This is a genomic window from Aeromonas sp. FDAARGOS 1417 (assembly GCF_019046985.1).
In the GTDB taxonomy this organism is placed as follows: domain Bacteria; phylum Pseudomonadota; class Gammaproteobacteria; order Enterobacterales; family Aeromonadaceae; genus Aeromonas; species Aeromonas veronii.
In genome coordinates this window covers 3,656,904-3,672,952 of record NZ_CP077221.1, presented here as the reverse complement: position 1 = coordinate 3,672,952, position 16,049 = coordinate 3,656,904, and the positions used below count along the sequence as shown (strand labels likewise).

Annotated in this window: 18 protein-coding genes; 9 read left to right on the top strand and 9 right to left on the bottom strand. The window is 61.1% G+C overall.

Going from position 1 to position 16,049, the window contains the following annotated elements; translation table 11 throughout:
- Nucleotides 1-61 precede the first annotated feature (61 nt).
- The 4 genes from proC to I6L47_RS16930 are packed head-to-tail and all read left to right on the top strand — an operon-like array spanning nt 62 to nt 2,214.
- Entirely contained in the window at nt 62-886 is an 825-nt protein-coding gene (gene proC / locus I6L47_RS16945; RefSeq protein ID WP_216947941.1) for a pyrroline-5-carboxylate reductase, read from the top strand.
- Between the two features lie 11 nt (nt 887-897).
- Entirely contained in the window at nt 898-1,449 is a 552-nt protein-coding gene (locus I6L47_RS16940) for a YggT family protein (RefSeq protein ID WP_216947940.1), read from the top strand.
- Nucleotides 1,449-1,751: a DUF167 family protein YggU gene (gene yggU, locus I6L47_RS16935; RefSeq protein WP_216947939.1), complete on the top strand. Its 303-nt coding sequence runs from the start codon at nt 1,449-1,451 to the stop codon at nt 1,749-1,751. The genes I6L47_RS16940 and yggU overlap by 1 nt, the downstream gene beginning before the upstream one ends.
- Before the next feature lie 43 nt (nt 1,752-1,794).
- A complete protein-coding gene (locus I6L47_RS16930; RefSeq protein WP_005340339.1) occupies nt 1,795-2,214 on the top strand; it encodes a DUF4426 domain-containing protein in 420 nt (139 codons plus the stop codon).
- A gap of 101 nt (nt 2,215-2,315) precedes the next feature.
- On the opposite strand, the gene I6L47_RS16925 is transcribed toward I6L47_RS16930, so the two are convergent.
- The 7 genes from I6L47_RS16925 to I6L47_RS16895 all read right to left on the bottom strand — a co-directional run bounded on the left by I6L47_RS16925 (nt 2,316) and on the right by I6L47_RS16895 (nt 9,743).
- Nucleotides 2,316-3,512, bottom strand: coding sequence for a NupC/NupG family nucleoside CNT transporter (locus I6L47_RS16925; RefSeq protein WP_005348874.1), 1,197 nt, complete (start codon nt 3,510-3,512; stop codon nt 2,316-2,318).
- A gap of 182 nt (nt 3,513-3,694) precedes the next feature.
- Nucleotides 3,695-4,630 carry a LysR family transcriptional regulator gene (locus tag I6L47_RS16920; protein ID WP_005340335.1) on the bottom strand — a complete coding sequence of 312 codons (936 nt, stop codon included), beginning with the start codon at nt 4,628-4,630 and terminating at the stop codon, nt 3,695-3,697.
- An 82-nt stretch (nt 4,631-4,712) separates the two neighbouring features.
- Nucleotides 4,713-5,249: a glutathione peroxidase gene (locus tag I6L47_RS16915; protein WP_005348870.1), complete on the bottom strand. Its 537-nt coding sequence runs from the start codon at nt 5,247-5,249 to the stop codon at nt 4,713-4,715.
- A 58-nt stretch (nt 5,250-5,307) separates the two neighbouring features.
- On the bottom strand, nt 5,308-5,871 hold the full coding sequence (locus I6L47_RS16910; RefSeq protein ID WP_042084306.1) for an NnrU family protein: 564 nt from the start codon (nt 5,869-5,871) through the stop codon (nt 5,308-5,310).
- Between the two features lie 232 nt (nt 5,872-6,103).
- Complete coding sequence (locus I6L47_RS16905) at nt 6,104-7,237, bottom strand: glycerate kinase (protein ID WP_216947938.1); 1,134 nt, start codon at nt 7,235-7,237, stop codon at nt 6,104-6,106.
- Nucleotides 7,238-7,246: 9 nt separating this feature from the next.
- Nucleotides 7,247-8,509 (bottom strand): GntP family permease, encoded by a 1,263-nt coding sequence (locus tag I6L47_RS16900; RefSeq protein ID WP_005340326.1) that lies wholly within the window; start codon nt 8,507-8,509, stop codon nt 7,247-7,249.
- 118 nt (nt 8,510-8,627) lie between these two features.
- Entirely contained in the window at nt 8,628-9,743 is a 1,116-nt protein-coding gene (locus I6L47_RS16895) for a sugar diacid recognition domain-containing protein (RefSeq protein WP_216947937.1), read from the bottom strand.
- A gap of 209 nt (nt 9,744-9,952) precedes the next feature.
- Here I6L47_RS16895 and I6L47_RS16890 point away from each other — a divergent pair, with 209 nt between their 5' ends.
- Nucleotides 9,953-10,327, top strand: a complete 375-nt coding sequence (locus I6L47_RS16890) for a YacL family protein (RefSeq protein ID WP_031227767.1) — start codon at nt 9,953-9,955, stop codon at nt 10,325-10,327.
- A gap of 66 nt (nt 10,328-10,393) precedes the next feature.
- Nucleotides 10,394-10,690, top strand: coding sequence for a hypothetical protein (locus tag I6L47_RS16885; protein ID WP_005348860.1), 297 nt, complete (start codon nt 10,394-10,396; stop codon nt 10,688-10,690).
- Nucleotides 10,691-10,757: 67 nt separating this feature from the next.
- Here I6L47_RS16885 and I6L47_RS16880 read toward each other — a convergent pair whose 3' ends face one another.
- On the bottom strand, nt 10,758-11,495 hold the full coding sequence (locus I6L47_RS16880; RefSeq protein WP_113740083.1) for an ABC transporter substrate-binding protein: 738 nt from the start codon (nt 11,493-11,495) through the stop codon (nt 10,758-10,760).
- A gap of 120 nt (nt 11,496-11,615) precedes the next feature.
- On the opposite strand from I6L47_RS16880, the gene I6L47_RS16875 reads away from it, so the two are divergent.
- The 3 genes from I6L47_RS16875 (at nt 11,616) to I6L47_RS16865 (ending at nt 14,731) form a co-directional block, all read left to right on the top strand.
- Entirely contained in the window at nt 11,616-12,446 is an 831-nt protein-coding gene (locus I6L47_RS16875) for a CPBP family intramembrane glutamic endopeptidase (protein ID WP_216947936.1), read from the top strand.
- 198 nt (nt 12,447-12,644) lie between these two features.
- A complete protein-coding gene (locus I6L47_RS16870) occupies nt 12,645-13,961 on the top strand; it encodes a sphingomyelin phosphodiesterase (RefSeq protein ID WP_216947935.1) in 1,317 nt (438 codons plus the stop codon).
- Entirely contained in the window at nt 13,958-14,731 is a 774-nt protein-coding gene (locus I6L47_RS16865) for a hypothetical protein (protein ID WP_216947934.1), read from the top strand. Before I6L47_RS16870 ends, I6L47_RS16865 begins: the two co-directional genes overlap by 4 nt.
- A 14-nt stretch (nt 14,732-14,745) precedes the next feature.
- Here the strand turns inward: I6L47_RS16865 and I6L47_RS16860 are convergent, their stop codons facing one another.
- On the bottom strand, nt 14,746-15,966 hold the full coding sequence (locus tag I6L47_RS16860) for a DEAD/DEAH box helicase (protein WP_216947933.1): 1,221 nt from the start codon (nt 15,964-15,966) through the stop codon (nt 14,746-14,748).
- Between the last annotated feature and the right edge of the window lie 83 nt (nt 15,967-16,049).

Sequence of the window (16,049 nt, the reverse complement as noted above, 5' to 3'; positions counted from 1 at the left end):
GCGTCAGGTGGTGCAGGCAGCACCCACCCCGCCGCGACCCCATGTGCAACAGGAGCATCTGATGCAGCATAGAACGCTGGCCTTTATCGGCGCGGGCAATATGAGCCGCAGCATCATCGCCGGACTGGTCAAGGCGGGTTATCCTGCTGGGCAGATCACTGCAGCCAACCCCAGTCTGCCCAAGCTGGAGGCGCTGGCGAGCGAACATGGCATTCGCATCACCCAGAGTAATGCCGAGGCGGCCCGCGACGCAGAGGTGATCGTGCTGGCGGTCAAACCGCAGCTGATGGCCGGCATGCTGGCAGCACTGGTTGAAGAGCTGGGCTCCCTTGAGGGCAAGCTGCTCATCTCCATCGCGGCTGGCATCAAGGTGGCGCGCCTTGGCGAGATGGCCGGTGGCCATGACCGCATCATCCGCACCATGCCCAATACCCCGGCCCTGCTGGGTCTGGGCATGACCGGCCTCTATGCGCCCGAGCATATTGCCGCCGCGGATCGCGACTTTGCCGAGCAGATGATGCAGGCGGTTGGCAAGACCCTCTGGGTGGAGCAGGAGTCTGGCATCAACGGCGTCATCGCCTCAGCGGGCAGTGCTCCGGCCTACTTCTTCCTCTTTATGCAGGCGATCGCCGAAGAGGCGGAGGCGATGGGTTTCTCGCCCGATCAGGCACGCCTGCTGGTGCAGCAGACCGCGCTGGGCGCAGCCGCCATGGTGGAGCAAAACCCGGAGCTGGCGCTGCAGACCCTGCGTGAGCAGGTCACCAGCAAGGGCGGCACCACAGCCGAAGCCATCAAGACATTCCAGCAACAGGGGCTGATGCCGCTGACTGCGCAAGCCATGCAGGCGGCCGTTGCTCGCGCCACCGAAATGGAAACCCTCTTCTAACAGGAGCCCAGATGAACACTGCTTACTTTCTGATTAACACCGTTTTCGATCTCTACCTGATGGTTATCCTGCTGCGCGTCTGGCTGCAGTGGGCCCGCGCCGACTTCTACAACCCGATGAGCCAGATGGTGGTCAAGCTGACCAATCCGCTGGTGATCCCGCTGCGCCGCGTTATCCCTGGCTTTGGCGGCATCGATCTCGCTTCCGTGGTGCTGGCGCTGGCTGTCGCCTTCCTCAAGCTGGCCCTGCTCAAGAGCATGAACGTACTGCTGGCGGACTGGCTCAGCATCAGCCTGTTTGCCGCGCTGACCGTGCTGAAGAAAGCGGGCTCGATGATCTTCTGGGTACTGCTGATCCGCGCCATCCTGAGCTGGGTCAGCCAGGGCCGCAACCCTATCGAATACGTGATGCATCAGCTGACCGAGCCGTTCCTCGCCCCTATCCGCCGCGTACTGCCGGCACTGGGCGGACTGGATCTCTCGGTGCTGATCGCCTTTATCGGCCTGCAAGCCATCAACTACCTGCTGGGTGACCTGTTCGGCCAGCTGTGGTGGATGATTTGATGCCAGCCGTCCTGCAACAAGGGGATGAACTGGTACTGCATCTGGTGATCCAGCCCAAGGCGAGTCGGGATCAGATCATCGGATTGCATGGCGAAGAGCTGAAAGTGGCCATCACGGCGCCGCCGGTTGATGGCCAGGCCAACAGCCATCTGATCAAGTTTCTGGCCAAGCAGTTCAAGGTGGCCAAGGGACAGATCACCATAGTGCGGGGCGAGCTGGGGCGACACAAAACCGTCTCCATCGACAGCCCCAAACAGTTGCCGCAAGAAGTGAGTGCACTGCTGAATGACACGCAAGGCTGAATGAATCGGCCTGCGCCAACCGTAGATATGAGAGGGATGACAGATGAAAACAGCCTGGATGAGTGGCCTACTAGCACTGCTGATGACCCTGCCGCTCAAGGCAGAACAGATGAAGGAGCTGGGGCCCTGGCTGGTGCACTACAACGCCTTCAACTCCAGCTTCCTCACCCCCGAGGTCGCCAAGGCGTATGGACTGGAGCGCAGCCGCTATAACGCCATAATCAATATCGCGGTACAGGACAAGCAGAAAGTGGCGCAAGCCGTGGGGATCACCGGTGAGGCCAAGAACCTGACCGGTACCATCCGCACCCTGAACTTTCAGGAGGTAAAAGAGGGCGATGCCATCTACTATCTGGCGACCCTCCCCTACCGCAACGAAGATACCTATCAGTTCACCCTGAAGATCATGGGCGGTGGGCAGCAACAGAACCTCAGCTTCCAGCAGACCTTCTACGTAGACTGAGCAGCAACAAGAAGCCCCGACCAAGGCCGGGGCTTCATTTTATCCATATGACAAGGGCGCCATCAGGGCGCCCTTGTTACATCTATTCCGTACCGCAGCAGTTACAGGGCGAGGAACAGACCGGCCAGACAGGCGCTCATCAGGTTCGCCAGCACGCCGGAGAGAATGGCGCGCATGCCGTAACGGGCGATGAAGGATTTGCGCTCCGGCACCATGGAGCCCAGACCGCCGATCAGGATCGCCATGGAGGAGATGTTGGCAAAGCCACACAGGGCGAAAGTCACGATGGCCTTGCTCGACTCGCTCAGGGTCTGATCCTGCACCAGACCGATAAAGGCGACGAACTCGTTGACCACGATCTTGGTACCGATCAGGGCGCCAGCGGCTTGCGCCTGATCCCAGGGCACACCGATCAGCCAGGAGACGGGGGCAAACAGCCAGCCCAGAATGATTTGGAAGCTCAGATCCAGCCCCACCAGACCGCCAGCCCAACCCAGCAGACCATTGAGCATGGCGATCACGCCAACGAAGGCCAGCAGGGTCGCACCGACCGCCACCGCAATATTGAGGCCAGACATGGCGCCATCGGCCGCCGCTTCGATCACGTTGGTGGCGCGGGGGATCTCCACATCCTGATGGTGATCGACCTCTTCAGCTCCCGGCGGCACCAGGATTTTGGCCATCGCCAGACCGGCAGGGGCCGACATGAAGGCGGCAGCGATCAGGTATTTCAGCTCAACCCCGAGGCTGGCATAGCCCACCAGGGTGCCACCGGCGACGGAGGCGAGACCACAGCTCATCACAGCGAAGAACTGGGAATCGGACATCTTGGAGAGGTAGGGTTTGACCACCAGCGGCGCTTCCACCATGCCAACGAAGATGTTGGCGGTCGCGGAGAGGCTCTCGGCGCGGCCGGTGCCCAGCAATTTCTGCAAGCCACCACCCAGCAGGGCGATCACCCGAGGCATGATGCCGATGTGGTAGAGGATGGCGATCACCGCGGAGAAGAAGATTATGACCGGCAATACGTTGAAGGCAAAGATGAAGCCCAGCTTGAACTTGGCCAGATCACCGAACAGGAAAGCGATCCCCTCCTGACCATAACCGATCACGCTGCTTACGCTCTCGCTGACCCCGTTCAGCACATGCTGACCGGCAGGCAGCCAGAGCACCAGACCGGCAAACATGATTTGCAGGCAGAGGGCAAGGCCAACTGTTCGCAGCGGGATACGACGACGATTATCAGAGCAGATGACGGCAAGCGCCAGGATACTCAAGATGCCGAGCAGGGCAATCATAGGGACTCCATCAGGTGGGGCAAAAGATGGGCGCGGATTCTGCGCCTCTCACCCCGTCACTGCAAGTCCGCTTGGTTACAGCTCTGTTAGAAAAAACGTTTGCACGATATCGGTTGCGCCAACTGGCTGATTTGGTTCGATTTTAGTATCAAAAGAAATCAAGAGTTCTTGTATGGAAACAATCATTCCTCACCGCCGGACAATTTACCCCCGAGCCAGGGGGCCAGTCGCTGCTCCCAATAGGGTTCGGGGCCAAAGCGGGCCTTGAGGAAATCGATGAAGAGACGGATCTTGGGATCCAGATGTTCGCGCCGGGCATAAACGGCGTGTACCGCCATCTGTTGGTTCGGTCGCCACCCTGGCAGCACAGGGATCAGCTTGCCGCTCTGTAACTCCTTGTCCAGCAAGTAGTTGGCAATATAGGCGATACCGAGCCCGGCCAGTGCCGCATCCCGCACCGCCTCCGCCATATCCACCCGATAGTTGCCCGCCACCTGCACCGTCTGGCGCTCCTTGCCCTGGCGAAACGACCACTGGTGATAGCGCCGCTCCCGACTCTGGTAAGTGATGCAGTTGTGCTGGGCCAGATCCTTGGGATGAAGTGGCGTGCCGTGGCTAAGCAGGTAATCCGGCGAAGCCGCCACCACGAAGCCAATGTCGGCCAGCCGCTGTCCCACCAGTCCTTCCGGCTTATCCTCATAGGTGGTGAGCCAGAGATCCAGCCCCTCATCCACCAGATTGGTTCTGTGGTCGAACAGCGAGACCTCCAGCTCCAGCTCGGGATAGCGATCCTGAAACGCCTTGAGATGGGGAATGACGTGCAGACGGCCAAAAGATTGGCCCACCCCGAGATGGAGCACGCCGCTCACCTTGCCACGCCGCTCGGCGATCATAGAGTCCGCCTCCTGCGCCACCGCCACCAGCGCATGACAGTGACGGGCGTACTCCTGACCCAGCTCGGTCAGGACGAAGCGGCGGGTAGTGCGCTGGACCAGCTGGGCACCGAGGGTGGTCTCCAGCAGCGCCAGCTGCTTGCTGATATGAGATTTGGAGACCCCGAGACGACGGGCGGCGGCAGAGATCCCCTGCTCGCGCACCAGCGCATCGAAGATCACCATTTGAGGAAGACGTTGCAGCACAGGATAACCGGATTGAGTGGCGGGAGCCCATTATTCCAGAGCCGCCCGCCAAGGGGTAGGGTCAGAGCCCCAGCGCCCGGGTGATCTGCAGTTTGAGGGGGTCGTCAGCCGGATTCTGGTTGGCGCCGTAGCTGGCGATCAGCTTGCCATCGCGCCCCACCAGATACTTGTGGAAGTTCCAGTTCGGCTCATCCCCATCAGCGGCCGCCGCCAGCCCCTTGAACAGTGGCACTGCATCAGAGCCCCGCACCGCCACTCGATTGAACATCGGGAAGGTGACGCCATAGTCGCGGCGACACACCTCGGCGGTCTTGGTCTCGTTGCCCGCCTCCTGCCAGAAGTCGTTGGAGGGGAAGCCCAGAATAATCAGACCCTTATCCTTGTAACTCTGGTAGAGCTTCTCCAGATCGCGGAACTGGCCGCTGTAGCCGCAATAGGAGGCGGTATTGACCACCAGCACCACCTTGCCCTCGGTCAGCTGACAGAGGTTGTGGCGCTGGGCATTGTTGAGCTCCCGCATCTCCACATTGAAATAATCTGGGCACGCCGCAGAGGCCGCGCTGGCCCCCAATAACAGCAACAGAGTGAACCATTTCATCGCCAAGACTCCTTTTGTTTTGTCCATCATACGCGGTTACCAGAGCCGCAGTTCACTCTCAATGCAGGGGAATGCCGGTCAGCCAGCCGTGGCCCCAGAACACCAACAGCGCGGTGGCAGCCAAGCCCGCCCCGACGCTGATGCCGGTACCCGTCCAGTTGGCCGCCGGACGGGGATATCGCTGCCAGTCCCGCACCGAAATCCAGACCATGCTCACCAGCGCCCAGAGCCCGATGCCGCCAAACAACACCAGAGAGCGCGCCTCGCTGTTGACCAGCAGATGGGCCACCGCCCAGAGCAGGGTACCGAGCAGTTGGGGATGCACCAGCCAGCGGCGCAGATGGTTGGGCCCCTGGCCGGAGAAGAAGAGGATCAGAGCAAAGGGCATCATCACCGTCATGGTCATCGGCCCCCACTCCGGCAGGAAGTAGAGCGGCAGCGAGCTGGCCGAGCGCCAACCGGCGATGATGCAGGCAATGGCGACAAACACCAGCAGGGAGAAGAGCCCCTTGTAGCGATTCTCACCCAGCCGTTCTCTCAGTCGCGCCCGATGGGCCACCGCAAAACAGGGGTAGAGATGGATCAGGGTAAACAGCGCAACCCCCAGGGTCAGCAGGAACATGAGTCTCTCCTTGTACTTGGTACGACCACTATGCCGTAAAGGGAGATTTGCGCCTATCAAAACCGCGCTTACCCATGGAGTCAAAAGTGTGGCAAGACAAAGGAGCAGAAAGAAAAGGGCCGATCACGATGGATCGGCAAATAAGTGCCTGGGCCGTCAGACATCTCGCGGGATAGGAGATGCCCCAAACGGGGATATTGAGTGGCCGATGGGGCGCATCGGCCAAACCGGATCAGCCCTTGAGCTGATAGAGCGCCGCTACGTTGCGCGCAGTGAGTTGAATATTGGTGCTGGCGCTCTCCAGCGCCTCCGGCAGAGACATGGCGCGGTTGACCACGGCGAATACCGCATCCAGCCCGTGCTCGTGTACCACGCCACAATCGTCGGTCAGGCAACCGGAGATACCGATCACCGGCTTGCCGAACTGCTTGGCGCAACGTGCGACACCGATTGGCGTCTTGCCATGGATGGTCTGGCTGTCGATGCGCCCTTCGCCGGTGATGACCAGATCCGCATCGGCCACTTCCTCGGCCAGTTTCAGCGCTTCAATCACGATCTGGATGCCGGGCTTGAGCTCGGCGCCAAGCAGGCCAACCAGCGCGGCGCCCATGCCACCGGCGGCGCCCGCCCCCGGAATATCCTTCACCTGTTTGCCGAGCGCCTGTTCGATGCAGTCGGCATAACGGGAAAGGTTGGCATCGAGCTGCGCCACCATCTCGGGAGTCGCCCCCTTCTGCGGGCCAAACACCGCGGAGGCGCCTTTCGGGCCGCACAGCGGGTTGTTCACATCGCACGCTACCTCGATAATCAGCTCGCTCAGGCGCGGATCCAGACCGCTCAGATCGATGGTCGCGAGCTCACTGAGACCTGCGCCACCCAGCTCGATGGCTGAACCATCGGATTTGAGCAACTTGCCACCGAGCGCCTGGATCATACCGGCACCGCCGTCATTGGTGGCGCTGCCGCCGATACCGAGGATGAGGTGCTTCACCCCCATCTCCAGTGCGGCCAGGATCAGCTCGCCGGTGCCGAAGCTGGATGTGAGCAGCGGATTGCGCTGCTCGGGCGCCACCAGATGGATGCCGGAGGCGGCGGCCATCTCGATGACGGCGCGCTCGCCATCACCCAGCAGACCGACGAAGCCCTGCACCTTGTTACCTAGGGGCGCGGTCACTTCGACCGGCAGGATGCGGCCACCGGTGGCATCCACCAGCGATTGCACCGTGCCCTCACCGCCATCGGCCATCGGCAATTTGACGTAAGTGGCGTTTGGCAACACCTGTTTGAAACCAGCCTCGATGGCATCAGCCACCGCCATGGCGCTCAGGCTCTCCTTGAATGAATCGGGGGCAATAACAATTTTCATATCAATTCCTTAGGCGAGGCCAAACACGCCAAACATCAGGGTGGAGACAGTGGCAATGGTCAGACCGACTGCAGTTTCGTAAGGGATAAGTTTCAGGCGCTCACCCACCCCCATGTGGACGCTGCCACCGGTGGCATGGAAGAAAGAGCCGTGGGGCATGTGGTCAAACACGGTGGCACCGGCATGGATCATGGCTGCTCCGGCCAGACTGCTGATCCCCAGTTCAATCAGGGTGGAGCTGAATACGTTGGAGGCCACCACGGTACCGGCGGTAGTCGAGGCGGTTGCCAGCGACATCAGGGCACCAGAGATAGGCGCCAGCAGGTAAGAAGGCAGACCGGAGGCGGTCAGGCCGCTGATCAGCACATCTTTCAGGCCGGAGTTGGCGATGATGCCCGCCAGGGTACCGGTACCCAACAGCATGATGGCGACCGGCGCCATACGAGCGAGGCCGGAGACCGCAAACTGGTTCACCTTGCTGAATTTACCCATCATCAGGGCGCCGACCAGACCACCGAGGGGCAGCGCAATCAGCGGATCCACCACGATACCGGCAACAGGACGCAGAGCCAGCAGCAGGATGGCGACCAGCGGCGCGCTGATGGCGGCGGCAAAGCCTGGCAACTTGGCACCGGCAAAGCTCACCACTTCATCAGCAGCAACCTTGCTGCCCTTGTTGTTCAGCCGCTTGGCGAGCCAGTAGGCCATCACCAGACCGAACAGGCCCGGAATGATGCCCGCCGCCATCACAGAGGTGAGGGGCAGATGGAAGGCATCAGCCGCAGCAATGGCGTTGGGGTTGGGGGACATGACGTTACCCGCCTTGCCGCCGCCGATCATCGCCAGCAGGATGGCCGCCTTGGAGAGATCGGCACGGCGGGCGATGGCCAGCGCGATGGGCGCCACCGTGATGACGGCCACATCCACGAACACGCCGACCGCAGTCAGGATCAGGGTTGCCAGCGCCAGCGCCAGCAGGGCGCGGGTTTCACCAAGTTTCTTGACGATGGTCTCGGCGATAGTGGTAGCCGCGCCCGATTCGATCAGTACGCCCGCCAGCACACCGGCTGCCAGGATCCGCATCACCGCAGTGGTGATCCCCTGGGCACCGCCGATCATCAGGGCGACGGTCTGGGTCAGATCGGCACCGCCAATCAGGCCACCGGCCAAAGCTCCCACGATCATGCCGTAAGCGGGCGGCACCTTCTTCAAAATGAGGATGATAGCGATGGAGAGCGCCGCGATGGCGCCAAGGGCTGTAACCGGGATCATGACGGACACCTTCAATGGGAGTGAATGGCCGCCATTATGGAGATCTGTAATCAGAATGCTTTGGCTTACAAACCAAAAATTGCGTCATGTAAACGTAGTTTTTTGTCAAATCTCACAATCACAAGTCGAGATTAAGGCCGAGATAGAGCAAAAATTTGTCGTCTAACTTGTTGAAATTCAACCCGGTTATCTGCTCTATCCGCCCCAGCCGATAGCGCAGGGTATTGGGGTGAATGAACAGGGCTTCGGCACAGCGATGCAGATCACAATCCTGCAAGAAATAGTGGCGCAGGGTCTTCTGCAGCGCCCCCTTGCAATCTTCCCGGGCCAGTTTTTGCAGCGGTGTGCGCAGCTGATCCGCCTGCCAGGAGTCCGCCAGACTGCCCAGCAGCACCGGCAAACGGTAGTCCTCAAAGAAGTAGACCTGTTTGCGCGGCGCCTGCCGCATGCCACGGCGCAGGGTATCGCGCGCCGTCTGGTAAGAGCGCGCCAGCCCGTCGATCCCGGCGAAGTAATCGCCCACCGCGATATGCACCTTGAAGTGGGGAATGCGGGCCAACAACTGCTTGATCCGGCTGCGCTCCTGCGCCGATTGCCAGACGCCATCACTCAATTGCGCCGGTTTGAGCACCACTATCTCGTCGAGCCCGTTGATGGCGACCAGATTGTCCCGCTCCGGATTTTCCAGCTGATGAACCAGCTCTCGCAGACGCGCCGGATCCGCCTCCTCCAGCGCAAGCACGGCCACCACCCTAGGCTGGGCCAACTCCAGCCCGAGAAAACGGGCCGCCTGCTGCAATTGATCGACTCGCCCCTCACCACGAATGAGCTGCAACACCAGCTCCTCCTTGTGGCGCTTGTCCCACTGCAACTGCTCGGTGAGCGCCGCCTGCTCCAGGATCAGCTCTGCCGTCATTCGCACCAGCTCGGCGTAAGCACGAACTTCCTCCGGATCGCCAGAGATACCGATCACCCCGATCAGCTCCCCCTGATAGGAGATGGGTAAATTGATGCCGGGTCGCACCCCTTTGAGCTGCAAGGCAGTCGCTTCGCTGATCTCCACCACCCGGTTTTCGGTCAATGCAAGCACGGCCCCTTCGTGGCGCTGATGGATCCGCTCCGGATTGCCGGACGCAATGATGAGGCCGTGTTCGTCCATCACGTTGACCGAGAACGACAGGATTTTCATCGCGCGCGCGACGATCTGGCGGGCAAGGTTATCGTTTAGTTGCATAACATCTCCGGACAAGGGGCTGATCTGGCGGCGCAACCTCGGGCCGATTCAGGGCACATGGGCGCAAAGATGCCACATCATCAAGACAAGCGAGAGGGGGATCGCTAGAATAGGCCACTTTACCCGATGTGTGCCCCGCCATGGAGCAGGAATTGCGTGCTTGCACCCGCCTGCCCGTGATGGCCCATCCCTCCGATCTGGACTGTGCTATGGATTATGAATTTCGCCGCGACCCGTTTGGTGGCTATCGCGCCCGGTTCTCCATGGGCCATGAAGCCATCGGTCAGTGGCTGATCGACGAGGTTGGCAAGGATGAGGAGAAGCTCGACGAGCTCTTCTCCATCATTGATCAGCTCTCCAACCGCACCCGAGTCGAATACCGGCTCAACGGCGGTGACTACTCCCTGCTGCTGACCCATGAAGAGGCGGAGGTGAAAGCCAACGCCCTCAATATCGAGCTGGGTGAGGATCTTGACGATCTCGCCTACTACGATGATGAACAGCTGGCCATGTGCGGGCTGGAAGATTTTGCCCAGGTGCTCGGCTCCTGGCGCGCCTTTATCCGTAACGAGGATATGGGCTGATTGACCCAATGTCGGATTACTATGTCGGGCAAACGTGCCCTTTTGCCTAACTCAACAGGATTGACTATGTCTATTTACGATTTTGATGACGAACTGCCGGAAGACGAAGAACAGGAATCCACCAAGAAAGCGGCTGCACCAGCCAAGAAGAAAGGCAAGCAGGTGATGAACACTCAGGTCAACCTGAGCCCGCGCGATGCCAGCCGTCTGAACGGCATGCACGTTGAAGCGATCGCCACGCTGGACGACGTCAGCCTGCCGAAGAACGTCATCTTCAAGGCTGGCCTGATCGCCCTGGGCGAACTGGAAGCCGGCAAGCGCGCCGATATTATCGCTCGCGTGATCGCCGAATCAGGCCGCTAATCGCCCCTGAAGGCATAAAGAAAGCCGGAGCCACTGCTCCGGCTTTTTGTTTTCCGCCCAGGTACTCTCAACGGCAATCGATCCCCTTTCCGGCTCGGGAGACCAGTTGGTCATAGCGACCATCGGCACGGGCGGCAGCTAGGGCATGATTGAAACGCTCAAGCAGGCTGGCGGCCTCCGGGTACTGCCGTGAAATGATCAGGTAAAAGGTGTCGCTCTGACGAAAGTGGGGCAATGCCTGCAAATGGCAGGGGTCGCCAAACAGCTGACGGCTGGCATCCCGGGTCACCGTCTCGTTCATCGGCAGCAGATCGATCCGTTTGCGATCCAGCAGTTGCAGACACTGTGCCAGGGTCTTGGGGCGCTGCAGATCCAGCCCGAAACGCTTGATCACCCCGTCAGCATGGCTGGTACTCCACCCCAGCGGAATACAGACACGCAACCCTTGCCAGCGGCCAGCCTGAATGGCCTCGCTCCCCCGATAGGTAAACCAGGAGAGGCGATCAATATGAATGGGAGCGCTGTAGTGGAAGAGCTTGGCCCGCTCGGCAGTCCAGGCGTAGGGGAAGGTGGCCGCAACCAACCCATTACGGGTCAACTGATAGCCGCGGGGCCAGGGCAGGTAGTCGACCTGGATCTCCCGATACCCGGCCTCTTGCAGCAGGGTCGTCACCAGCCGGGTGCTCTCGCCGCCTTCAGGCAGTGCCTTGCCGGTATAGGGGGTGAACTCACCGGTCACCAGCAGCAAGGGTGCGGCCTGCAACCAGACACACCAACAACACAACAACCACAGACAGTGCTTCATCAGCTGCTCTCCCTTTACCCTGTTGATGAGTATAGAGAAGGGATCCGACCACCTCCTGCGCGGTTGTCCTGCTGACGCCCACTTGTTAAGGTTGCCGCCTGCCTCGATCAAGGAGATCCAATGTTACCCCTCCCCGACTCATTTATCTGGGGCGCGCTGGCGCTGGCCGTGCTGCTTGCCCTCTTCCGCCAGCGTCTTCCCGCCTTTGCTCTGCTGGGACTCTCCCTGCTGCTGGCACTGTGGCTTGAGCGAATGACGCTACCCGCCCTGCTGGTCTCGGTCGCAGGATTACTGCTGGCGTGGCGTACGCCAACCCTCCCCGCCCGCCGGGCGATGGCGGCCAGAGTGGTGCTGTTCCTCTGGGCGATTGCACTGACCCTGCACCTGATCCCCGGCTTCAACAATCTCAAGGTGCTGGATCAGGCGCTGGCAGGCCCCGCCAGCGTGCCGTTCAACATGTATCTGAACCTCGACAAGCCGCTGCTGCTCTTTGGCTTGCTGCTGGCCTGCCCGATGCTGCTGGGCAAGGGGGGCGCAATCCGCTGGCGCTCTTTGGCCCTGTTGCTGCTGCCGCTGGGTTCCCTGCTGGTCATCGCCTGGCAGTTGGGGGCACTGAAACCGGAAGTGGGTCTGCCCCACTGGTGGTGGCTGTTTGCACTCAACAATCTGCTGTTCACCTGCGTGGCGGAAGAGGCGCTGTTTCGCGGCGCGATCCAGCAGGGGCTGACCGAACGTTACCGCCCCTGGATTGGCATCGTCGTGGCCGCGCTACTGTTCGGAGCCATCCACCTGCCCGGTGGCCCACTGCTGGCGCTGTTTGCGACCCTGGCAGGCTGCTGCTACGGCCTGGCATTCCAGCTCAGCGGGCGACTCTCCGTGGCCATCCTGATCCACTTCGCCTTCAACTTCGCCCATCTGGCGCTCTTCACCTACCCGCTGGCCCACCGCTAACTCCTGAAGGCGCCTGACACGGGCGCCTTCCCTCGCTCTTCCCTCTCTCTTTAAGCGTGCTGCCTCGCTCGCTTTACACCTCCACAAAGCTCCAAACAAAACCAATTAATTTACTTGTAACCAAAATGTAAACAAACTGACCTCTGCATTCGCCATAACAGTCACTTTCCATTGCCCTGCAACCAAAAGGATCCTGTGATGCAGAAAACCCTCAGTTATGCCGCCCTGCTGCTGGTCAGCCAGTTCCCGCAACTGGCACTGGCCGATACCGATGTCTATCTCACCAACAACAGTCCTGAACCGCTTCAGATCGACATCCGCCAAAGCGGCAGCGGCCAGTTGCAACCCGGCAGTCAGTGGAGCCAGCACCGTACCGAGCTGGGCCCGTGGGAGAGCGCCATGGTACTCAGCTTCAATCGCTATGAGGGGGTCAAGGCGGGCAAGAGCTATCTGTTCGAAACCCGCGTGACCACAGCGGGTGGCGACGTCTATCGGCTCAACCAGCTGATGGAGGGAACCTGGTGGAACACCACCTTGCAGCACGGTGGCGAAACGCCAACCGGCGCATCTGGCTGGCAAAACGATCGGGCGATCCATCGCGTTGCAGGGCCACAAGAGCTGGCCTTTGCCGCCAAGTTCACCGGCCGCTACGACGATCTGCACTATATGATCACGCCCCCCCAAAAACAGGAGCAACCGGAACCGGCAGAACACAGGCTCAAGGTGGCCAGCTACAACGTCTGGGCGCTGCCTGTGATCGCCTCCAGCATCGGCGAGCGGTTGACCTTGCTGCCTGATTATCTCAAGGGTTATGACGCCCTGCTGCTGCAAGAGGTATTCGATGGCCGCCGCGAGGGCTTTTTACAGGCGCTGGCGAAAGAGTACCCCTACCAGACCAAAGTACTCGACAAGCCCGGGGTCAACATTCATGACGGCGGCGTGGTGATCGTCAGCCGCTATCCCATAGTGCGGGAGGCCCAGCTGGTCTATCCCCAATGCACCGGCACCGACTGCTTCGCCGACAAGGGGGTGATGTACGCCGAGGTGATCAAGGGGGGCAAGGCGTGGCACCTGTTCGCCACCCACACCGCCAGCTTTGACACCGACGAAGCGCGCAAGCTGCGGCAGATCCAGTTCGGTCAGATCCGCTCTCTGGCAGCCAGCCTCAAGATCCCCGCCAGCGACACCGTCATCTACGGCGGTGACTTCAACGTCAACAAACGCAAGTTTGCCGATGACTACGCCAATATGCTGGCCAATCTGAACGCCCATGAACCCGCCTATGGCGGCTATACCGAAGCCACCTTCGATCCCAGGATCAACCCCTATGCCGGTGGCCCACTCTCCGGTGGCGCCAACGTCGAGTATCTGGACTATCTGGTAGTGAGTCGGGAGTACGGCAACGCCAGCCACAACCTCAACACGGTCTGGATCCCGCGCAGCAGCGATGGCAGCCTCTGGCCCGCCAGCAACCTCTCAGACCACTTCCCGGTCAAGGGAGAGATCAGCCGATGACTCGCCGTTACGGGATACTGGCGCTGGCTATCCTGACCCTTTTGCTGGTGAATCTGGGCTGGCAGGAAGAGCCGTCCCCGATATCACCAGAACAGTCGGCGACGCCCTCTCCGGCCGATATGCAGTTACCAACAGAACCGGGGAGCCCGCCTCCCCGCATGCCAAACGCTGAGGGGATGGATGACAAAAGCAAAGAAGTGTCCAGCAGCTGGCAGGCGATGCCGGATGAACTGATCAACCAGCTTGCCAGCGAGATCAGCGACAGCGAGTTGCCGCTGGCGCAGCGTGTGAGCAATCTGGAAGCAACAGAGGCCGGGTGGCTGAGTGAGGGGGAGAGCCTGACCCGGTTACAGGGGCGCTATGCCCTGGCGCTGGATCAGTTGGCACAAGAGAACGAGCAGTTGCCGCTGGCCGAGCGAATGACCGCCCTCACCCGCTTGCAGGATCAGTGGGCAGCGGATCATCCGGATCTGGCAGGCGAGCTGTTCAACCCGGATGCCCGCCTGCAGCAAGCCCGTCAGCTGTGGGGAGATGAGGAGCTGGCCACCCTGGCCCATCACTTCCTACCCGCAGAGAAAGTCGAAGCCACGCTGGCGTTTGCCGAGGCGCGCCAGCAGCAGCTCGATCAACGCAGCCGCTACCAGCGAGAGCTGGCCGAGCTGGAGCAGCAACTGGCAATCAGCCAACAGCAGATGGATCCTGCGCTGTGGCAACAGCACAAGGAGGAGGTATTGAGCCAGTGGCGTCGTGACTTCTTCGCGCGGGAGTAAGGCAAACCCAGAGGTCAGCGCTTGCCCTTGAACTGCTTGACGCTGCGCTTGGCCTGAGTACGGCGATTGGCCTGCTTGTCACGAGGGGGGCGCTTGCCCTCCCCGCTGGCAGGCTGGTCGGTAACCGGGAATCCAGCCAGATCGCCCAACGGCAGTTCGCGGCCGGTCAGGGTGCGGATAGCTTGCAGCATGTCACTCTCGCCATGACAAACCAGCGAGATGGCCAGCCCCTCTCGGCCAGCCCGGGCGGTACGACCGATGCGATGTACGTAAACAGGGGCGCTGGCGGGCAAGTCCAGATTGATCACTACCGGCAGCGCCTCCACATGGATGCCGCGCGCCATCAGGTCGGTGGCCACCAGCACCCGAATTTTGCCCTCTTTGAAATCGCCGAGCGCCTGCTCGCGCACCGCCTGCTCCTTCTCGCCATGAAGGGCGGCCACCGCAATGCCCGCCTTGGCCAGCTTTCTGGCAACCCCGTCGGCATCATCCCGCGCACTGATAAAGACCAGCACCTGCGGCCACGCCTGCTCCTTGAGCAGGCTGATGAGCGCCGGGACCTTGCTGCTCTTGTTGACCAGATAGAGCCGCTCTTCGATCTCGTTCACCACGCTGTTGAGGGGGTTTGCCTCGATACGGTTAGGATCGCGCAGCAGGCCGTTGGCCAGCGTCTCCAGCTCGGCAGGCAAGGTGGCGGAGAAGAGCAGGGTCTGGCGATCCGCCGGAATAAAGCCGAGCAGCGCCTTGATGTCGGGAGCAAAGCCCATCTCCAGCAGGCGATCCGCCTCATCCAGCACCAAGAGTTGCAAACCATCCAGCCCCAGCACCTGTTGGGTCAGCAGATCCCTCAACCGCCCCGGCGTGGCGACCAGCAGCTGTGGCCCCAGCGCCAGTTCGGCCTGTTGCCACTCCTGCGCAACGCCCCCACACAACGTCACGATGCGCAGCCCCAGCGCCTCGGCACCCTCTTTTAGCGCGGCAGTGACCTGAATCGCCAGCTCGCGGGTCGGCACAAGCACCAGACCCTGCACCTGACTGGAGGCAGGATCCAGCCGTTGCAGCAGCGGCAAGCCAAACGCCAGGGTCTTGCCGCTGCCGGTCTGGGCCAGCGCCAGCAGATCCTGCCCCGCCAGCGCCGCCGGAATGGCCAGCTGCTGGATGCGGGTCGGCGTCTGCAAGGTGACGGGCAAAGAGGCAAGCAAGTCGGGATGAAGGGCAAGTTCGCTAAAGGTCATGGCGCTACGTCAATAAAGAAGTGGGAGGCGAAGTCTAGTGAGCGGGGGCCGAGAAGTAAAACCCTATCCATGATGGCCTGGCC